Raw genomic sequence first — 18,590 nt, 5'->3', positions numbered from 1 at the left:
CAGAGGCCTCACCATGATCTACGCCCAACCTGGCACCCCCGGCGCCATCGTCAGCTTCAAGCCGCGCTACGGCAACTACATCGGCGGTGAGTTCGTCGCACCGCTCAAGGGTGAGTACTTCACCAATACCTCGCCGGTCACCGGTGAAGTCATCGCCGAGTTCCCGCGTTCCAGCGCCGCCGATGTCGATAAGGCCCTTGACGCCGCCCACGCCGCCGCCGATGCCTGGGGCAAGACCTCGGCCCAGGACCGCGCCCTGGTGCTGCTGAAAATCGCCGACCGTATCGAGCAGAACCTGGAAGTGCTGGCTGTGGCCGAGACCTGGGACAACGGCAAGGCCGTGCGCGAAACCCTCAACGCCGACGTGCCCCTGGCCGCTGACCATTTCCGCTACTTCGCCGGGTGTATCCGTGCCCAGGAAGGCGGGGCCGCCGAGATCAACGAGCACACAGCGGCTTATCATTTTCACGAACCATTGGGCGTGGTCGGGCAGATCATCCCGTGGAACTTCCCATTGCTGATGGCGGCGTGGAAACTCGCGCCAGCACTCGCCGCCGGTAACTGCATCGTGCTCAAGCCGGCCGAGCAGACGCCGTTGTCGATCATGGTGTTTGCCGAGCTGATCGGCGACCTGCTGCCGCCCGGCGTGCTGAACATCGTGCAAGGTTTTGGCCGCGAGGCCGGGGAGGCCCTGGCTACCAGCAAGCGCATCGCCAAGATCGCCTTTACCGGCTCCACCCCGGTGGGCGCGCACATCATGCACGCGGCGGCCGAGAACATCATCCCGTCCACTGTGGAGCTGGGCGGCAAGTCGCCGAACATCTTCTTCGAAGACATCATGAGCGCCGAGCCTGCGTTTATCGAAAAGGCGGCCGAAGGTCTGGTGCTGGCGTTCTTCAACCAGGGCGAAGTGTGCACCTGCCCCTCGCGGGCGCTGGTGCAGGAGTCGATCTACGAGCCGTTCATGGCCGAGGTGATGAAGAAGATCGTCAAGATCAAGCGCGGCAACCCGCTGGACACCGAGACTATGGTCGGCGCCCAGGCCTCGGAGCAGCAATACGACAAGATCCTGTCCTACCTCAAGATCGCCCAGGAAGAGGGCGCGGTGCTGCTCACCGGCGGCGCGGCCGAGCGCCTGGAAGGCGACCTGTCCAGCGGCTATTACATCCAACCGACCCTGCTCAAGGGCCACAACAAGATGCGTGTGTTCCAGGAGGAAATCTTCGGCCCGGTGGTGGGCGTGACCACCTTCAAGGACGAGGCCGAAGCCCTGGCGATTGCCAATGACAGCGAGTTCGGCCTGGGCGCCGGCCTGTGGACCCGCGACATCAACCGCGCCTACCGCATGGGCCGGGCGATCAAGGCGGGTCGGGTGTGGACCAACTGTTATCACCTGTACCCGGCGCATGCGGCGTTTGGCGGGTACAAAAAATCGGGCGTCGGGCGTGAAAACCACAAGATGATGTTGGATCACTACCAGCAGACCAAGAACCTGCTGGTGAGCTACGACATCAACCCGCTGGGTTTCTTCTGACCCTCTGATTGCAACGCGGTCCCCTGTGGGAGGGGGCTTGCCCCCGATAGCGGTGTGTCATTGACATAAATGTTGACTGACCCGCTGCCATCGGGGGCAAGCCCCCTCCCACATTTTGGCCTCTGTACATTCGCGACTAATGCAGTGCGCTTGATACTTCGAAAGTAGCATTCGCTGCCCCATCTCCCCCATGCATTAATGACCCCACCGGAATTTTCCGGAACAACAAGAGGACTGCCCCCATGTGGACCAAACCTGCGTTTACCGACCTGCGTATCGGCTTCGAAGTGACCATGTACTTCGCCAGCCGTTGATCGCGGGAGCTGTCGGAAGGATGCCTCTTTGGTCTGATTGCATTCGCAGCCGGATCGGTTAGTGTGGAGCGCATTCTTCCAAAATAATAAAAACAGGCTTTCCAATGAGCCCAAATCTGAGCCTCCTGCGTAAATTCGTCTCGCCTGAAATCATCTTTGGAGCCGGTTGCCGGCACAACGTCGGTAACTACGCCAAGACCTTCGGCGCGCGCAAGGTGCTGGTGGTCAGCGACCCTGGCGTGATCGCCGCCGGTTGGGTGGCCGATGTGGAAGCCAGCCTGCAAGCCCTCGGCATCGACTACTGCCTGTACAGCGCCGTCTCGCCCAACCCGCGTGTCGAAGAAGTGATGACCGGCGCCGAGGTGTACCGCGAACACCACTGCGACGTGATCGTAGCCATCGGCGGCGGCAGCCCGATGGACTGCGGCAAGGCCATCGGCATCGTGGTGGCCCACGGGCGCAGCATTCTTGAGTTCGAGGGCGTCGACACCCTTCGTGTGCCCAGCCCGCCGCTGATCCTGATCCCCACCACCGCCGGCACCTCGGCGGATGTCTCGCAGTTCGTGATCATTTCCAACCAGCAGGAACGCATGAAGTTCTCTATCGTCAGCAAGGCGGTAGTGCCGGATGTGTCGCTGATCGACCCGGAAACCACGGCCAGCATGGACCCGTTCCTGTCCGCCTGCACCGGCATCGACGCATTGGTGCATGCTATCGAGGCGTTCGTTTCCACCGGCCACGGCCCACTCACCGACCCCCATGCGCTGGAGGCAATGCGCCTGATCAACGGCAACCTGGTGCAGATGATCGCCAACCCCACGGATATCGCCCTGCGCGAGAAGATCATGCTCGGCAGCATGCAGGCCGGGTTGGCGTTTTCCAACGCGATTCTCGGCGCAGTGCACGCCATGTCCCACAGCCTCGGCGGCTTCCTCGACCTGCCCCATGGGCTGTGCAACGCAGTGCTGGTGGAGCATGTGGTGGCGTTCAACTACAGCTCGGCGCCGGAGCGTTTCAAGGTGATTGCCGAGACGTTTGGCATCGACTGTCGCGGCCTCAATCACCGGCAGATCTGCGGGCGGCTGGTGGAGCATTTGATAGCGCTCAAGCGGGCCATCGGCTTCCACGAAACCCTGGGCCTGCATGGTGTGCGCGTGGCGGATATTCCGTTCCTGTCCCAGCATGCGATGGGGGATCCGTGCATCCTCACCAACCCGAGAGAGTCGAGCCAGCGTGACGTCGAGGTCGTCTATGGCGAAGCTCTCTGACGACCAGCAACGCGCACTCGCCGGGTTGCTGGGGCTGGGCGACCAGTCGGCGCGCAAGAGCCATTACCCGGAACTCACGGCGCGGCTGGATGAGCTGGAGGCTGAGCGCAAGCGCTATATCCGTCTCAATGACGAGTTGGAGCAGCGGGTCGCCGCACGCACCGATGAACTGTTGGAAGCCAACCACAACCTGCAACAGCAGATCGCCCAGCGCGAGCAGATCGAACAGGACCTGCGCGACGCCCGCGACGCCGCCCAGGCCGCCAACCGCAGCAAGGACAAATACCTCGCCGCCGCCAGCCACGACCTGTTGCAACCGCTGAATGCCGCACGCTTGTTGATCGCCACCTTGCGTGAACGGTCGTTGCCCAGCGTCGAGCAGGTGCTGGTGGAGCGCACGCACCAGGCGCTGGAGGGCGCCGAGGACTTGCTCACCGACTTGCTGGACATCTCGCGGCTCGACCAGGCGGCGGTCAAGCCAGATGTGGCGCTGTACCGCCTCGACGAATTGTTCGCGCCGCTGGTCTCGGAGTTCCAGTCGGTGGCCCAGGCGGCCGGGTTGAACCTGCGGGTGCACACCGGCTGCTATGCGATCAGCACCGACTTGCGATTGCTGACGCGGATCTTGCGTAACTTCCTCAGCAATGCCTGCCGCTATACCGACGAAGGTTGCATCCTGTTGGGCGCGCGTAAGCGGGGCGATGGCCTGCGCCTGGAGGTCTGGGACACCGGGCGCGGGATTGCGGAGGACCGGCTGGAGGCGATCTTCCTCGAGTTCAACCAGCTCGACGTCGGCCGCGCTGCGGACCGTAAAGGCGTTGGGCTGGGGCTGGCGATTGTCGAGCGGATCGCCGAAGTCCTGGGCTACCCGATTGCCGTACGCTCGTGGCCGGGACGTGGCTCGATGTTCAGTATCGAGGTGCCGTTGAGCAACGAGATCCCTCTGCCGATCAGCCAATTGCCAGCCCAGCCGACCACCGGCAACCCGCTGCCGGGACGGCGTCTGCTGGTGATCGACAACGAGGTGAGCATCCTCGACAGCATGCGCGCGCTACTCGGGCAATGGGGCTGTGATGTGGTCACCGCCACCGACCAGGCCGGAGCGTTGCTGGCGTTGGAGGGCAGGGCGCCGGAACTGATCCTGGCCGATTATCACCTCGACCATGGGGTGGTGGGGTGTGCGGTGGTCAAGCACCTGCGTGAGCATTTCGAACTGAACATCCCGGCCGTGATCATTAGCGCCGACCGCACCGACCAGTGCCGTAGGGCGTTGCGCCGGTTGGAAGCGCCGTTGCTGAACAAGCCGGTCAAGCCCGGCAAGTTGCGGGCCGTGTTGAGCCAGTTGTTGGCCTAGGTCAACACGTCGCAGGTGCTTTTAGCTCATGCTCAAGGCCTGATCTAGAGCCTTGGAGTGGCCCATGAGTGCGGCATCTTTCAAATTACCCCTGGGCCTGGTCGTCGCCGTGTTGGTGATGGCCGGGGTGCTGCTGTTGCCGGTGCCCGCCGACTTGCCGGTCGCCGGGCACCGCATGCTGGCGATCCTCGCGTTTGCCGTGGTGGTGTGGATCACCGAAGCGGTGTCCTATGAAGCCAGTGCGATCATGATCACGTCGCTGATGGCCTTTCTGCTGGGCACCGCGCCGTCGTTGCAGGACCCCGCGCATGTGATCGGCACCAGCCCGGCGATCAGCATGGCGCTCACCGGGTTTTCCAACCCGGCGCTGGCGCTGGTGGCCGGGGCGCTGTTTATCGCAGCAGCCATGACCCACACCGGCCTGGACCGGCGTATCGCCTTGGTGACCCTGAGCCGGGTCGGCACCAGCACCCGGCGCATCCTGCTGGGGGCGATTGCGGTGACGGTGCTGCTCAGCCTCGTGGTGCCCAGCGCCACGGCGCGCAGTGCCTGCGTGGTGCCGATCATGATGGGCGTGATCGCCGCGTTCGGCGTGGACAAACGCTCGAATATCGCCGCCGGCATCATGATCGTGGTGGCCCAGGGCACCAGCATCTGGAACGTCGGTATCCAGACCGCCGCCGCGCAGAACCTGCTCACCGTCGGTTTCATGGACAAGATGCTTGGCCAGCGCGTGTCGTGGATCGACTGGCTGATTGCCGGCGCGCCGTGGGCGTTGATCATGTCGGCGGTGTTGCTGTTCCTCGTGCTCAAGTTGCTGCCGCCGGAGACCGACAGCATCCCCGGCGGTAAAGAGGCGGTGGCGCAGTCGCTGGTGGAGATAGGGCCGATGACCGGCGCGCAGAAGCGCCTGTTGAGCGTTTCGGTGTTGCTGCTACTGGCCTGGGCCACGGAAGGGCGCCTGCACAGTTTCGACACCACCTCGACCACCTACGCCGGCCTGGTGTTCCTGTTATTGCCGGGTATCGGCGTGATGACCTGGAAGGATGTGCAGTCGCGCATTCCGTGGGGAACGGTGATCGTGTTCGGGGTAGGCATCAGCTTGGGAACGGCGCTGCTGACCACCCAGGCCGGGCAATGGCTGGGCGCGCAAGTGGTGGCGCATACCGGGCTTGACCAGGTGGGGCCGCTGGGTGTGTTTGCGATTCTTGGTGCGTTCCTGATCCTGATCCACCTGGGCTTTGCCAGCGCCACCGCGTTGACCTCGGCGCTGTTGCCGATCCTGATCGCGGTGTTGCAGACCTTGCCGGGGGATTTCAGCCGGTTGGGCATGACCATGCTCTTGGGGTTTGTGATGAGCTACGGGTTTATCCTGCCGATCAATGCGCCGCAGAACATGGTGTGCCTGGGGACCGGGACGTTCACGGCGCGGCAGTTCGCCAAGGTGGGGGTTCTGGTGACGCTGGTTGGCTACCTGTTGATGCTGGTATTCGCTGCGACCTACTGGAGTTGGCTCGGCTGGATCTGAATACGCAGGACATCCCAGGGGGGGCAGGGCGCCGAGTCGACTTGCCCTCGCACATTTCAGGTGATGCCTGTTCTTCGCATCAATTATGCCCTCGACATGGCAAGATGAACTCCGCTCAGGTTTACTGTCTCTGAGTATGGGTTTACCTGAGTCATCGAATGAACAAATACACCCCCCACACCTGGGAGCCCCACGAGCGCCCGAGCCTGCCCGGTTCGCCGTCTACGCCGCTGCACCCGACGCACAAGCGTTGGCTGTTCGCGATGGTGGGCGTGCTGGTGGCGATTACCGGCGGGTTGGGAAACGCGCTGGTCATCGCCAACCTGCAATACCTGCAGGGCGCACTCGGCGCGACCACCGCTGAAATGGCCTGGCTGCCCGCCGCCTATGTGATGACCAACGTGTGCATGAACCTGCTGCTGGTGAAGTTCCGCCAGCAGTTCGGGCTGCGTGCATTTACCGAGGTGTTCCTGGTGCTGTACGCCTTGGTGACTTTCGGCCACTTGTTCGTCAACGACCTCAGCTCGGCCATCGCGGTGCGCGCGGCCCATGGCATGGTGGGGGCGGCGCTGAGTTCGCTGGGTTTGTACTACATGATCCAGGCGTTCCCGGCCAAGTGGCGCTTGAAGTCCCTGGTGCTGGGGTTGGGTACGGCGCAGTTGGCGTTGCCACTGGCGCGCCTGTTCTCCGAAGACTTGCTGCAAATTGCTGAATGGCGCGGGTTGTATCTGTTTGAACTGGGCATGGCGCTGATCTGCCTGGGCTGCGTATTCCTGCTTAAACTCCCGCCCGGCGACCGCTTCAAGACCTTCGAGAAACTCGACTTCCTCACCTTCGCCATCCTTGCCACCGGTGTCGCCTTGCTCTGCGCCGTGCTGTCCCTGGGCCGCATCGACTGGTGGCTGGAGGCGCCGTGGATCGGCGTGGCCTCGGCCTGTTCCCTGGTGCTGATCATGGCCGGCCTGGCCATCGAGCATAACCGCGCCAACCCGATGCTGATGACCCGCTGGCTGGGCAGTGGCGTGATGATCCGCCTGGCGCTGGCGGTGATCCTGATCCGCATGGTGTTGTCCGAGCAGTCCACCGGCGCCGTGGGTTTCATGCAGATGTTGAACATGAGCTACCAGCAGATGCACACCCTGTACGTGGTGATGCTCGCGGGGGCGATTGCCGGGCTGGCGGTGAGTGCGTTGACCATCAACCCGGCGCACCTGTTGATGCCGCTGGTGATCTCCCTGGCTCTGATGGCCACCGGGTCGGTGATGGACAGTTTTTCCAGCAACCTGACCCGGCCGCAGAACCTGTATGTCAGCCAGTTCCTGCTAGGCTTCGGCGGTACATTCTTCCTGGGGCCGACCATGGTGCTGGGCACCAGGAACGTGCTGGCCAACCCGCGCAACCTGGTGAGTTTCTCGGTGATGTTCGGTATCTGCCAGAACCTCGGCGGCCTGATTGGCGCGGCGTTGCTGGGCACGTTCCAGATCGTGCGCGAGAAGTACCACTCCAGCATGATCGTCGAGCACTTGACCCTGCTCGATCCGCGTGTGGCCGCGCGGGTATCGAGCGGCGGTTCGGCCTATGGCGGCATTGTCGCCGACCCCGAGTTGCGCAACCTCATGGGCATTCGCAGCCTGGCCACGGCGGCGACCCGCGAGGCGAACGTGATGGCCTACAACGATGTCTTCATGCTGATCGCGATCATCGCGATACTGACCATGATCTGGATCTTTATCCGCAGCCTGTGGCTGATGAGCACGACCAAAACAGCAGCCCCTCCCGTTCAACCCAGCGGCGCTTCTTCATGACCGAACCGACTTCCACCACCACGACCACCAACGCCATCGCCGCCACCCCGGAAGGCACCACGCCGCCAGGCGCCTCGGTCACCGAGCCACGTTCCCTGCGGGTGCGCATCGTCTCATCGCTGGGGTTTGCCGCGATTGCCATTGTCGGGGTGCTGATCGTGTTGTATGCCTGGCAGTTGCCGCCGTTCAGCAGCGCCGTGGAAACCACCGAGAACGCCCTGGTGCGTGGGCAGGTGACGATCATCGGCCCGCAACTGAGCGGCTATGTGTTCGAAGTGCCGGTGCAGGACTTCCAACACGTCAAGGCCGGTGACCTGCTGGTGCGCCTCGACGATCGCATCTACAAACAGCGCCTGGACCAGGCGTTGGCGCAACTGGCGGTGCAGAAGGCCTCGCTGGCGAATGTGGTGCAGCAGCGCAACAGCGCCGAAGCCACCATCAAGCTGCGCCAGGCAGCCTTGGTGGACAGCCAGGCACAAGCCCGCAAAAGCACGGCCGATTTGCGCCGCAATGAAGAACTGATCAGCGACGGCTCAGTGTCCAGGCGCGAGCTGGACGTGACCCGCGCCGCCAATGCACAGACCATCGCCGCCGTGGCGCAAGCCCAGGCCAGCCTGGAAATCGCACGACAGGACCTGCAGACAGTGATCGTCAACCGTGGCTCCCTGGAAGCTGCCGTAGCGAGTGCCGAGGCCGCGGTGGAGCTGGCGCGTATCGACCTGTCCAACACCCGCATCACTGCGCCGCGTGACGGTCAGTTGGGGCAGATTGGCGTGCGCCTGGGGGCCTACGTCAACTCCGGCGCGCAACTGATGGCGCTGGTGCCGCCGCAGCTGTGGGTGATTGCCAACATGAAGGAAACCCAGATGGACAACGTGCAGGTCGGCCAGCCGGTGACCTTCACGGTAGATGCCTTGAACCACCGCAAATTCCACGGCACGGTGCAGCATATTTCCCCGGCCACCGGTTCGGAGTTCAGCCTGTTGCAGGCGGACAACGCCACCGGCAACTTCGTGAAGATCGCCCAGCGCGTGCCGGTGCGGATCACCGTAGATCCGAACCAGGCCGAGAGCGAGCGGTTGCGGCCTGGGTTGTCGGTGGTCGTCAGTATCGACACTGCCGGGCGCCTGAAAAACGCTCCACCCTGACTCAACACACATCAAAACTGTGGGAGGGGGCTTGCCCCCGATAGCGGTGTGTCAGCTACCCACTGTATTACTGATTCACCGCCATCGGGGGCAAGCCCACTCCTACATGTTGTATGTATTTGAGCTTGAAGTTGAGTTGTACCGACTGATTGTGTTCCAGCAGTTTCAGGCCCGGCCGTCCGGCCAGGTGATGGGCATTCACCGGATGGCTCACCGGTTCGATGCAGAAGAACCCCAGCCCCGGTGGGCAGTACAGCAGAAAGTAGTCGGCGCCGGTGGCCTCGCATTCCAGCGTGTAGCCCAACTCTGGCTGCTCGATCAGGCAATGCCCGTCCCACTGGCAAAAGCCATTGTCCACCAGGCCTTCCGGCAAGGTCTTCAACGTCTGGAAGTCCCAGGCGGCCGGCACGGGTGCCAGCCCCGTGGGCAGTTTCGACGCATCACTCATCCACACCTGCGAGGCCTTTGCCTGCAACCGCGTTTGTGGTGTGCGCGGCAGGTAGGGATGCAATCCCAAGCCATGCCACGCGGGGTTATCCGCCAGATGAGTCACCCGCAACGTGATGCTCAGTTCACCGTCGCGCAAGCAAAACCGCTGCTCGGCGCGATAGGCGAACGGTGTGTCGCACAGCAGTTCCAGCACCACTTCGTCCGCCGACTGGCTGACTACCTGCCACGCCTGTTGCCAGGCCGACCCATGGATGGGCAGCGGGTCGGTCAGGCTGTTCGGCGTGAGCGCCAGCCAGCCGTCGGGGTTATCGAACCCGCCTTGGGCGATCCGGTTAGACCAGGGCGCCAGCGGATAACAGCCGAGTTTGCCCGGCAGGCCTGTATCCAGGGCCTGTTGGTCGCTGTGGCGCAACAACGGCTGGCCGCTGGCCCGCACGCGCCAGTTGACGATGCTTGCGCCCACGGCCGGGGCCAGGGTGAGGTGGGTCAGGTTGTCTTCCAGTTCGATCAGCATCACAGCACCACGCTTGGCAGCCACAACGACAGCGCCGGAATGTAGGTCACCGCCATCAGGATCAGGAACAGCACCCCATAGAACGGCAGCAGCGCTTTCACGGTCTTCTCGATGCTCACCTTGCCCACTGCGGCGCCCACGAACAACACCGCGCCCACCGGTGGGGTGATCAGGCCGATGCCGAGGTTGACCAGCATGATCATGCCGAAGTGCACCGGATCGACACCCAGCCCGAGCACCACCGGCAGCAGGATCGGCGTGAGGATTAGGATCAGCGGCGCCATGTCCATCACCGTGCCGAGCAACAGCAGCATGATGTTGATGCACATCAGGATCACGTAGCGGTTGTCCGACAGGGTCAGGAACGCCGTGGTGATCTTCGCCGGGATCTGCATCAGGGTCATGATGTAGCCGAAGCTGGCGGCGAAGGCGATCAGGATCATCACGATGGAAATGGTGCGCACCGTGCGGTGCATCAGCTTGGGCAGCTCGCGCCATTTGTAGTCGCGGTAGATGAACATGGTCACGAAGAATGCCCACAGCACGGCAATCGCGGCCGATTCGGTGGCGGTGAAGATGCCCGAGAGGATGCCGCCGAGGATGATCACCATGGCCATCAGGCCCCAGAGAGCATCGGCGGCGATCTTCAGCGCCTGCTTCAGGGGAATGACTTCGCCCTTGGGGTAGTTGCGCTTTTTCGCGAAGATCAGGCACAGCACCATCAGGCAGGCGCTCATCAACAGGCCCGGCACCACGCCGGCCATGAACAGCGAGGCGATGGACACGGTGCCGCCGGCGGCCAGGGAGTAGAGCACCGAATTATGGCTGGGTGGCGTCAGCAACGCCTGCACCGAACCGCTGACGGTCACGGCGGTGGCAAATTCCCGCGGGTACCCACGGCGTTCCATTTCCGGGATCAGCACCGAGCCGACCGAGGCGGTATCGGCCACCGAGGAGCCGGAGATGGCGCCGAAGAACGTCGAGGCCATGATATTGACGAGGGACAGGCCGCCGCGCACAAAGCCCACCAGCACCCCGGCAAACGCCACCAGCCGACGTGACATGCCACCCTCGGCCATGATCGCCCCGGCCAGCACAAAGAACGGAATCGCCATCAGCGAAAACTTGTTCACGCCCCCGGCCACCTGAATCATCAGGGCCTGGAACGGGATGTCGATCCACCACGCGCCGATCAGTGCCGACATCCCCAGGGCATAGGCCACTGGCATGCCCAGCAGGATCAAGGCGATAAAACTGCCCAACAGAATCAATGCATCCATTTCAGGCAGCCCCTTCGTTTTCTTCCACCAGGTCGAACCGCACCACGCGCCGCTGGCTCTGGTCGCCGAGCAGGAGTTTTTCCAGCACGAACACCAGGGTCAGCAGCCCGCCGATGGGGATTGGCATATAGGTGATGCCCACGCGCAGTGTGGGGATGGCGCTCATGAACTGGTTCCAGGTGGACAGGCACAACTTGGTGCCCCACACGGCCATGAACAGGCAGATGGTCGCCATCAGCAGTTGCGCGACGATACCGGCGATCTGGCGTTGGCGTGGCGGCAGGCGGTCAGTCACCACCGCCACCGACATATGCGCACCCGCGCGGTAACTGGCGGCGGCGCCGACGAAGGTGAAGATCAGCATCAGCAGGATGGCGGTGGGTTCCGGCCAACTGGCGCCGGTGCCGAGGACGTAGCGGGCGAAGATGCCCCAGGGGATGATCAGCGCAACCCCCAGTACCGAGAGGCCGGCGACCCAGATACAGGTCATGTACAGGCGGTCGTTGATGCGCAGCAGTAAATTCTTCATGGCGTTCACCGTAACCGGGCGCGTCGGTGCCGACCGCGCCGGGCCTTGCTAGAGAAGGAGGGCGTTACTGAACGGCGTCGATACGCTTGATGATATCGGCGTAAGCCGCGCCGTATTTGGCGCGAACCGGCGCGGTGGCGTCATAGAAGGGCTTTTTGTCGACGGTGATGAATTCCACGCCGGCGGCCTTGAGCTTGGTTTCACTGCTGGCGGACTTGGCGTCCCACAGCACGCGCTCGTCCGCCTGGGCGGCCTTGGCGGCTTTCTTCACCATGTCCTGCTGGGCGGGAGTGAGCTTGTTCCAGGTGATTTTCGACATCACGATGGGCTCGGGCAAGATCAGGTGTTCGGTGAGGGTGTAGTACTTGGCGTTCTGGAAGTGGTTGTGTTCGAGCAGGGTCGGCGGGTTGTTTTCCGCGCCGTCGATCACCCCGGTCTGCAGGGCGCTGAAGATCTCGCCGGTGTCCATGGCAATGCCGTTGGCCCCCATTTCATTGAAGGCCTCGATGAACAACGGGTTGCCTTGCACGCGGATCTTCATGCCCTTGAGGTCTTCGATCTTGCGCACCGGTTTCTTGGTGTAGAGGTTGCGCGTGCCACCGTCCATCCAGGCCAGGGCCACCAGGCCGAATTCCGAATTGGTGATCTTGGCGAGGATCTCATCGCCGATCTCGCCGTCGATGACCTTGCGCATGTGCGCCTGGTCACGGAACACGAACGGCAGGTTGAACACATTCACGTCCGGCACCACCGGGCCGACGATACCGAGGCTGACACGGGTCATCTGGACCGCGCCGACCTGGGCCTGTTCGACCACTTCTTTCTCGGAGCCCAGCACACCGCCTGGGAAGTACTTGAAGGTCAGTTCGCCGTTGCTTTCCTTGGTCAGGGCCTTGCCCATGTTTTCTTCGGCGACGACGGTGGGGTAGCCGGCAGGGTGGATGTCGGCGAACTTGATTTCCAGGGCGTGGGCGGCGCTGGCGAGGGTCAAGCATGCAGCGGCGAGCAAGGTGCGTTTGAAGTCCATGGGGTGTCACTCCTGTCTTGTTATTGTTGTATTCAAGGCACAGCGATGCAGCTAGAGGGTGAACGTGGGCTCCGGCAATCCGACAACGCCGGGGTTGAGGGCGAACACGCCGCCGGACAGCGACTGGGGACTCTGGTCGTCACGGATCGAGGTGACGAACAGGGTGTCCAGGCGGCTGCCGCCGAAGGCGCACATGGTGGGTTTCTTCACCGGTACGGTGAGGGAACGGTCGAGGCGGCCGTCGGGGGTGAACCGGTGGATCAGGCCGGCGTCATTGGCGCAGATCCAGTAGCAGCCGTCGGCGTCTACTGCCGCGCCGTCGGGGCGACCGAGGTAGTTGTGCATGTCCACGAAAACGCGGCGGTTGGAAGGCGTGCCGGTGTCGGTGTCGTAGTCGAAGGCCCAGATCTGTTGCACCAAGGGGTGCGAGTCCGAGGCGTACATCGTACGGCCATCCGGGCTGAAGGCCAGACCGTTGAGGGTGATGAAACCGTCCAGTTGTGCATGGGGCGCCGCGCCGCAAGCGTAGCGGTAGAGGATGCCCTCGGCCGCATTCAAGCCCATGTTCAGCACCATGCTGCCGGCCCAGAAGCGGCCCTGGCGATCACAGCGACCGTCGTTCAGGCGCATGTCGGCGCGGGGGTGTTCGACACCGGCCAACGGCGTGGTGTCGAGGCTGCCATCGTTGTGCGGGGTCAGTTGGAAGAAGCCGGTTTCCATTCCCGCGACCCAGTTGCCGGCATCGGTGCGGGCGATACAGGCGAGCATCTGCGGGGCTTTCCAGGCGGCGAGATGGCCGGTGGCAGCACTCCAGCGTTGCAGGCCACCGTTGGGAATATCCACCCAGTACAGTGCGTTCTCCTCGGGCACCCACACCGGGCATTCGCCCACGGCGTTGCGGGCGTCGACGATCAATTCAGCGTTCATGGTCAGTCCCCGAATGGCCCGGCCGCGCAGAACGCGCCACCCTGGTAGACCTTGGCCGGGTCATCGGCGGCCACCGGTGGCTGGGTCTCGACCTGGGCGCGGAACACTTCCGAGCTGTCCTTGGGCGCAAAGCCCAGGTGCGCGGCGTAGCGGTTGTCCCACCAGGTGTCGAGGTTATCCGACATGCCGTACACCACGGTATGGCCGACGTTGGGCGTGTACAGCGCACGTTCCAGCAACTGTGTGAGGTCATCGAAACTCAGCCAGGTGTGCATCATCCGGCGGTTCTGCGGCTCCGGGAACGACGAGCCGATGCGGATGCTCACGGTCTCGATGCCATAGCGGTCGAAGTAGAAACTGGCCATGTCTTCGCCGTAGGACTTGGACAAGCCGTAGTAGCTGTCCGGGCGGCGCGGCGAGTGGGCGTCGAGTTGTTCACCCTGCTTGTAGAAGCCGATCACATGGTTGGAACTGGCGAAGATCACACGCTTCACGCCGTGGCGGCGGGCGGCTTCGTAGATATGGAAAATCCCGCAGATATTGGCGCCGAGCACTTCTTCGAACGAACGCTCAACCGATACGCCGCCGAAGTGCAGGATGGCGTCGACGCCTTCCACCAGGTGGTGCACGGCTTGCTTGTCGGAGAGGTCGCAGGTCTGCACTTCTTCGGACGCGTCGGCGGCCGGCGCCATGTTGGCGATGTCCGACAGGCGCAGCACGTTGGCGTAGGGGCGCAGACGTTCGCGCAGGACTTTGCCGAGGCCGCCGGCGGCACCGGTGAGCAGCAGGCGGTTGAATGGAACAGGCGTGGTTGTGGAAGTGGTCATGAGGGTTCCATTGTTGTTGTAGGTTGTCGTATGACTATGGGGAAGTATCGTTAGGGATTCCCTGGGTTGTCAACGCTCATACAGGCGATGGGGTTTCAAATGCGGGATATCCATTGACTCGACGTTTGCGCCCGACCCGAAACCTACAGCAGCGAAATCGGGTAGCTGATAAAGAGCCGGTTCTCGTCGAACTCGTTATTGCTGAAATCCCGACGCATGGTCGAGTTGCGCCAGCGCACGTTCAAGTCCTTGAGTGCACCGCTCTGTACGGTGTAGGCCAACTCCGATTCGCGACCCCATTCCTTGCCATCGGTGATCGCCCCGGTGTGCACGTTGCTGCCGCTGATGTAGCGGTTCATCAGGGTCAGCCCCGGAATGCCGAGCACCACGAAGTTGAAGTCATGGCGCACCTGCCAGGATTTCTCCTTGGCGTTGTCGTAGCTGGCGTTGTAGCTGTCGTTGGCCAGGGTGCCGCCGCTGGTGCCATTGACCCGCATCCACACGCTGTCGCCGGTGAGTTTTTGCAGGCCTACATAGAAGGTGTTGCCGTTGTACCTGGCCGAGAGCAGGGCGAAGGCGGTCTTGTTGTCGAGGTCGCCGGCCAGCGCGCTGCCATCTTCCTTGCCGGTGAAAAAGCCGAGGTTGGCGCCCAGGGTCCAGTCGCCCACGGGTTGGCTGTGGGTCAGGTTGAAATACTGCTGCTGGTAGATGTCGGTGAGTTCGGCGTACCACACGCCGATCTGGGTGCGTTTGTCGTTGAAGCTGTATTCGCCGCCACCAAAGTTGAAACGGTCGGAGGTGAACGCGGCCTTGCCGTTCATGAACATGTCTTCCATGCTCGCGTCGTTGCGCGGGCTGTTGCCGCGAAACTGGCCGCCGTAGAGGGTCAGGCCGGCGATCTCATTGGACGTGACCTGGCCGCCACGGAAGGTCTGGGGCAGGGAACGGCCATCGTCGGAGCGCAGGATCGGCAGTACCGGCATCCATTCGCCGACTTTCAGCTCGGTCTTCGACAGCTTGGTTTTCAGCGCCACACCCAGGCGTCCGAAGTTATCGGCCGGGCGGCCATCGCTGTGGATCGGCAGCAACTGCGTACCGCCGGTGCCTTTACCGCCATCGAGCTTTTGCGAATACAGGCCCAGCACATCAATACCGAAGCCCACCGTGCCTGTGGTGTAGCCGGACTTGGCATCGAGGATGAAGTTCTGCGTCCACTCTTCGGCCTTGCCCTGAGGGTTGCTCGGGTTGGTGAAGTTGCGGTTGAAGTAGGCGTTGCGCAGGTTGAGCGTGGCTTTGGCATCGTCGACGAAGCCTTCTGCCGAGGCGGCGAGGGGGAAGGTGAAGGCCAGGCTGCCGAGGCCGATAACACCCAGGCGAACGGAGGAATTGCGGGCGAGTGAACTCACAGTGAAGCTCCCTTTCTTTTGTTGTTTTTATTATTTGTCATACGTTGTCGTACAACATTGAGTGCGATATTTGCGAGGTTTTCAGGCGCTGTCAAGTAGAAGTTATACGATGACCTGCTCGGTGTGGAGGTTCAATGTAGGAGGGGGCTTGCCCCCGATGACGGTGTGTTTCAGTCAACCATGAGCATCGGCGGCAAGGTGCCCAGGAGGGAAACGGCGGCGACGGCGGCAATCCCCAGCACCCACTCCAGCTTCACGCTGGCCTTCAGGCTGCCCAGGCGTTCTTCACAGCGCTCGATACGCAGCCGGTTCAGCAGCGCCAGGGCCAACATGCCCAGCACCAGCATCACCTTGATCAACAGAATCAGGGCGAACCCGTTGAACAACGGTGTAGGCCACAGTTGCCCGGTGAGTACACGCACGTTGATCAAGCCAGTCACCAGCAAGCCGGCGACCAGGCCATAACCCACACCGCTGAACCGTCGCAGGATCGGCTCCAGCGCAACAGGCGGGGATTGGCGCAGGATCAACACCAACAGCAGCAACCCGCCGAGCCAGGCACCGACACACACCAGGTGCACCACCTGATTGAGGATCAGCAATCTGCCGCTGAGTCCGTCCAGCATGGCGCCATGGCCGACCGGTGCCAGTGTCGCCAGCAGCAGTGCGATCACTGGCAGGCGCATCATCGGCCATGGTTTGACCAACACGATCACCAGCAGCAGGTTCAGCAACAGATGCCACACCCACACCTGGCCAAAGAAGGTCTTGCCCAGCACCAGCTGTACGGTGGCCGGCTGCAATGCCGCGTCCCAGCGGCCGGCCATGCTCGCGGTGATCAGTAACAGCCAGGCGAGACCGGAGCCCAGCCCCAGCCAGGCCAGCCCCCGGGTGATCCGCTCAAGTTGCCGGTCCAGCGCCGGTTGCGGTGCAGCGCCGAGCAGCCAGGGCCTGAATGCGCAGGCCCCGAACATCAACAACACGACGCTGAAATGCAGGAAACGGCACAGCACCAGCAGGGTAGCCATGGGTTACTGGCCGACTTTGAAGCTGTATTCGCCGTTGCTCTTGTGGGTGTCGACCGAGACCGCGTTCCACACCACTTTGTAGGTGCCGGCGGCCAACGGGGCGGCCGGGGTGACCACCAGCACTTTCTTGTCGGCGTCCGGCGTTTCCAGGCCCTTGATCGCGATTTCGGTGCCGTCCTTGCTCAGGGACACCTTGGTGAAGGTGGCTTCGACGCCTTCGCTGAAGGTCAGGCGCAGGTCCTTGGGCGCAGCGACGCTGCTGTCGGCCGCTGGCTCCGCAGCCTTGAGGTGGGCGTGGGCAAACGCTGCCGAGGCGCCTAGCAAGGAGGCGAGCAGGGCGAGGGTGGTGAGGCTTTTCTTGATCAACATTGTTCAATACCTTCGGGGTCAGGGAGTCGGTAGAGCCATGTGCAGCAAGGGAAAGGGCTTGCCTTCGCCATCCAGCGGCGAGCGCGCGACCTGGATAAAACCATAGTGCAGGTAGAACCTCACGGCTTGTGGGTTTTGTTCGTTTACATCGACGGTGAGCGTGTCGTGACGGGCACGGACGTGGTCCAGCAACTGGCGGCCGATGCCCTGGCCACGACGCTCGGGGTCGATAAACAGCATCTCCACATTGTTCCCGCCGGTACCGATAAAACCGGCGATGCCTTGTTGATCTTCATACACCCACACTTCCAGGGCAGGCATCGGCAGGTAGGTGTCGCGTACCAGGGGCAGCAAACGTTGAATGTCATCCTCGGGGAGGAAGTCATGGGTGGCGCGCACCGAGCGTTCCCACAGTGCTCCCAGCACGGGGTCGTCGGTGGCCACACGAGGTCGAATAGTCATTGCAATGATCCTTCATGGGGACCGCGATCCTAACCAATCCGATTTCCGGGGGAAAGGTTCGCGTCAGAAGTTTCACTATGGCCTGTCGCCCCGATCTAGAGCCGATGGTAGTCTTTAAGCCAAGTTGTTGTCAGGGAGCCCTTATGGGCAATCACAAGATCGGAATTCGTCGGGTCAACGTCGAAAAAATCCTGCTGGCCGCGGAGAAAATCTTCGCCGAAAAAGGCTACGGCAGCACCGCCATGGCCGACATAGCTGAAGAAGTGCAACTGCCGCGCTCCAACCTGCATTACTACTTCACCACCAAGAGCGAGCTGTACAGCGCCGTGCTGTTCGACCTGCTGGAAGTGTGGAAGCAGGACGCCCTGAGCTTCGAGACCTTCGATGACCCCCGGGTGGTGCTCAGCAGCTACATCCGCGCCAAGATGCAGCGCTCGCGCACGCGGCCGTATGGTTCGAAAGTCTGGGCCAACGAAATCATCCACGGCGCGCCGACCCTGGGTGAGGCGCTGGATGAAAGCCTGTACGACTGGGCCAAGATGAAGGAAGCGAAAATTCGCCAATGGGTGGAGGACAAACGCATCCTGCCGGTGGAACCATCGAGCCTGCTGTACATGATCTGGGCCTCGACCCAGCACTATGCGGACTTTGATCACCAGGTAAAAATCTTGAATGATCACCAGCCGTTGTCAGATATGCAGTTCGAGAAGGCGATCCAGACGGTGACCAGTGTGATTTTGCGGGGGATTGGGTTGGAGCCTTGATCTTTGTTGGGACTGAGGGCCTCATCGGGGGCAAGCCCCCTCCCACACGTTGATTT

At 62.6% G+C, this 18,590-nt stretch carries 18 protein-coding genes; 8 read left to right on the top strand and 10 right to left on the bottom strand.

The genetic code is table 11. The annotated features are described in order from the left end of the window. Window positions 1-13 precede the first annotated feature (13 nt). The 7 genes from K5K89_RS18665 (at window position 14) to K5K89_RS18635 (ending at window position 8,951) form a co-directional block, all read left to right on the top strand. Window positions 14-1,534, top strand: a complete 1,521-nt coding sequence (locus tag K5K89_RS18665; protein WP_093124282.1) for an aldehyde dehydrogenase family protein — start codon at window positions 14-16, stop codon at window positions 1,532-1,534. Window positions 1,535-1,776: 242 nt separating this feature from the next. Continuing rightward, window positions 1,777-1,848 carry a pyrroloquinoline quinone precursor peptide PqqA gene (pqqA, locus tag K5K89_RS18660; protein WP_010209364.1) on the top strand — a complete coding sequence of 24 codons (72 nt, stop codon included), beginning with the start codon at window positions 1,777-1,779 and terminating at the stop codon, window positions 1,846-1,848. A gap of 104 nt (window positions 1,849-1,952) precedes the next feature. After that, window positions 1,953-3,116: an alcohol dehydrogenase-like regulatory protein ErcA gene (ercA, locus tag K5K89_RS18655; protein WP_071492072.1), complete on the top strand. Its 1,164-nt coding sequence runs from the start codon at window positions 1,953-1,955 to the stop codon at window positions 3,114-3,116. Beyond that, window positions 3,100-4,470 carry a hybrid sensor histidine kinase/response regulator gene (locus tag K5K89_RS18650; RefSeq protein ID WP_222540009.1) on the top strand — a complete coding sequence of 457 codons (1,371 nt, stop codon included), beginning with the start codon at window positions 3,100-3,102 and terminating at the stop codon, window positions 4,468-4,470. The genes ercA and K5K89_RS18650 overlap by 17 nt, the downstream gene beginning before the upstream one ends. Window positions 4,471-4,534: 64 nt before the next feature. After that, entirely contained in the window at window positions 4,535-5,998 is a 1,464-nt protein-coding gene (locus tag K5K89_RS18645; RefSeq protein ID WP_071492070.1) for a DASS family sodium-coupled anion symporter, read from the top strand. A gap of 158 nt (window positions 5,999-6,156) precedes the next feature. Then, window positions 6,157-7,803, top strand: coding sequence for an MFS transporter (locus K5K89_RS18640; RefSeq protein ID WP_071492069.1), 1,647 nt, complete (start codon window positions 6,157-6,159; stop codon window positions 7,801-7,803). Then, window positions 7,800-8,951, top strand: a complete 1,152-nt coding sequence (locus K5K89_RS18635) for an HlyD family secretion protein (RefSeq protein WP_071492068.1) — start codon at window positions 7,800-7,802, stop codon at window positions 8,949-8,951. The genes K5K89_RS18640 and K5K89_RS18635 overlap by 4 nt, the downstream gene beginning before the upstream one ends. A 67-nt stretch (window positions 8,952-9,018) precedes the next feature. On the opposite strand, the gene K5K89_RS18630 is transcribed toward K5K89_RS18635, so the two are convergent. From K5K89_RS18630 to K5K89_RS18585, 10 genes are all read right to left on the bottom strand, one after another. Then, window positions 9,019-9,915, bottom strand: coding sequence for an aldose 1-epimerase (locus tag K5K89_RS18630; protein ID WP_222540008.1), 897 nt, complete (start codon window positions 9,913-9,915; stop codon window positions 9,019-9,021). After that, window positions 9,915-11,195, bottom strand: coding sequence for a TRAP transporter large permease (locus tag K5K89_RS18625; RefSeq protein ID WP_092244716.1), 1,281 nt, complete (start codon window positions 11,193-11,195; stop codon window positions 9,915-9,917). The genes K5K89_RS18630 and K5K89_RS18625 overlap by 1 nt, the downstream gene beginning before the upstream one ends. Window position 11,196: 1 nt before the next feature. Then, a complete protein-coding gene (locus K5K89_RS18620) occupies window positions 11,197-11,724 on the bottom strand; it encodes a TRAP transporter small permease (RefSeq protein ID WP_071492065.1) in 528 nt (175 codons plus the stop codon). Between the two features lie 64 nt (window positions 11,725-11,788). Next, window positions 11,789-12,751 (bottom strand): TRAP transporter substrate-binding protein, encoded by a 963-nt coding sequence (locus K5K89_RS18615; protein WP_222540007.1) that lies wholly within the window; start codon window positions 12,749-12,751, stop codon window positions 11,789-11,791. 51 nt (window positions 12,752-12,802) lie between these two features. Continuing rightward, the gene (locus K5K89_RS18610) at window positions 12,803-13,678 is read right to left on the bottom strand and encodes an SMP-30/gluconolactonase/LRE family protein (protein WP_222540006.1); all 876 of its coding nucleotides are present in this window, start codon (window positions 13,676-13,678) and stop codon (window positions 12,803-12,805) included. Between the two features lie 2 nt (window positions 13,679-13,680). Further along, entirely contained in the window at window positions 13,681-14,505 is an 825-nt protein-coding gene (locus tag K5K89_RS18605) for an NAD-dependent epimerase/dehydratase family protein (protein ID WP_071492062.1), read from the bottom strand. Window positions 14,506-14,648: 143 nt separating this feature from the next. Then, on the bottom strand, window positions 14,649-15,911 hold the full coding sequence (locus K5K89_RS18600; RefSeq protein ID WP_222540005.1) for an OprD family porin: 1,263 nt from the start codon (window positions 15,909-15,911) through the stop codon (window positions 14,649-14,651). Between the two features lie 170 nt (window positions 15,912-16,081). Next, complete coding sequence (copD, locus tag K5K89_RS18595; protein WP_222540004.1) at window positions 16,082-16,939, bottom strand: copper homeostasis membrane protein CopD; 858 nt, start codon at window positions 16,937-16,939, stop codon at window positions 16,082-16,084. A gap of 3 nt (window positions 16,940-16,942) precedes the next feature. Further along, window positions 16,943-17,308, bottom strand: coding sequence for a copper homeostasis periplasmic binding protein CopC (copC, locus tag K5K89_RS18590; RefSeq protein WP_058426824.1), 366 nt, complete (start codon window positions 17,306-17,308; stop codon window positions 16,943-16,945). A gap of 18 nt (window positions 17,309-17,326) precedes the next feature. Next, window positions 17,327-17,770, bottom strand: coding sequence for a GNAT family N-acetyltransferase (locus tag K5K89_RS18585; RefSeq protein ID WP_222540003.1), 444 nt, complete (start codon window positions 17,768-17,770; stop codon window positions 17,327-17,329). Window positions 17,771-17,913: 143 nt separating this feature from the next. Between K5K89_RS18585 and K5K89_RS18580 the strand changes: the two genes are divergently transcribed. Continuing rightward, complete coding sequence (locus tag K5K89_RS18580) at window positions 17,914-18,534, top strand: TetR/AcrR family transcriptional regulator (RefSeq protein ID WP_025854871.1); 621 nt, start codon at window positions 17,914-17,916, stop codon at window positions 18,532-18,534. Window positions 18,535-18,590 lie beyond the last annotated feature (56 nt).

This window comes from Pseudomonas sp. DR208 (genome assembly GCF_019823005.1).
GTDB lineage: Bacteria > Pseudomonadota > Gammaproteobacteria > Pseudomonadales > Pseudomonadaceae > Aquipseudomonas > Aquipseudomonas extremorientalis.
Note: the sequence above shows the minus strand (reverse complement) of the source record. Positions and strands in the feature narration are given on the sequence as shown.

What these genes read in the sequence shown, in the direction of transcription:
- K5K89_RS18585 (WP_222540003.1), bottom strand. Translation starts at nt 17,770, where the DNA reads ATGACTATTCGACCTCGTGTGGCCACCGACGACCCCGTGCTGGGAGCA.
- K5K89_RS18605 (WP_071492062.1), bottom strand. Translation starts at nt 14,505, where the DNA reads ATGACCACTTCCACAACCACGCCTGTTCCATTCAACCGCCTGCTGCTC.
- K5K89_RS18650 (WP_222540009.1), top strand. Translation starts at nt 3,100, where the DNA reads ATGGCGAAGCTCTCTGACGACCAGCAACGCGCACTCGCCGGGTTGCTG.
- K5K89_RS18615 (WP_222540007.1), bottom strand. Translation starts at nt 12,751, where the DNA reads ATGGACTTCAAACGCACCTTGCTCGCCGCTGCATGCTTGACCCTCGCC.
- K5K89_RS18610 (WP_222540006.1), bottom strand. Translation starts at nt 13,678, where the DNA reads ATGAACGCTGAATTGATCGTCGACGCCCGCAACGCCGTGGGCGAATGC.
- ercA (WP_071492072.1), top strand. Translation starts at nt 1,953, where the DNA reads ATGAGCCCAAATCTGAGCCTCCTGCGTAAATTCGTCTCGCCTGAAATC.
- K5K89_RS18635 (WP_071492068.1), top strand. Translation starts at nt 7,800, where the DNA reads ATGACCGAACCGACTTCCACCACCACGACCACCAACGCCATCGCCGCC.
- K5K89_RS18580 (WP_025854871.1), top strand. Translation starts at nt 17,914, where the DNA reads ATGGGCAATCACAAGATCGGAATTCGTCGGGTCAACGTCGAAAAAATC.
- K5K89_RS18640 (WP_071492069.1), top strand. Translation starts at nt 6,157, where the DNA reads ATGAACAAATACACCCCCCACACCTGGGAGCCCCACGAGCGCCCGAGC.
- K5K89_RS18630 (WP_222540008.1), bottom strand. Translation starts at nt 9,915, where the DNA reads ATGCTGATCGAACTGGAAGACAACCTGACCCACCTCACCCTGGCCCCG.
- K5K89_RS18645 (WP_071492070.1), top strand. Translation starts at nt 4,535, where the DNA reads ATGAGTGCGGCATCTTTCAAATTACCCCTGGGCCTGGTCGTCGCCGTG.
- copC (WP_058426824.1), bottom strand. Translation starts at nt 17,308, where the DNA reads ATGTTGATCAAGAAAAGCCTCACCACCCTCGCCCTGCTCGCCTCCTTG.
- K5K89_RS18620 (WP_071492065.1), bottom strand. Translation starts at nt 11,724, where the DNA reads ATGAAGAATTTACTGCTGCGCATCAACGACCGCCTGTACATGACCTGT.
- K5K89_RS18625 (WP_092244716.1), bottom strand. Translation starts at nt 11,195, where the DNA reads ATGGATGCATTGATTCTGTTGGGCAGTTTTATCGCCTTGATCCTGCTG.
- copD (WP_222540004.1), bottom strand. Translation starts at nt 16,939, where the DNA reads ATGGCTACCCTGCTGGTGCTGTGCCGTTTCCTGCATTTCAGCGTCGTG.
- K5K89_RS18665 (WP_093124282.1), top strand. Translation starts at nt 14, where the DNA reads ATGATCTACGCCCAACCTGGCACCCCCGGCGCCATCGTCAGCTTCAAG.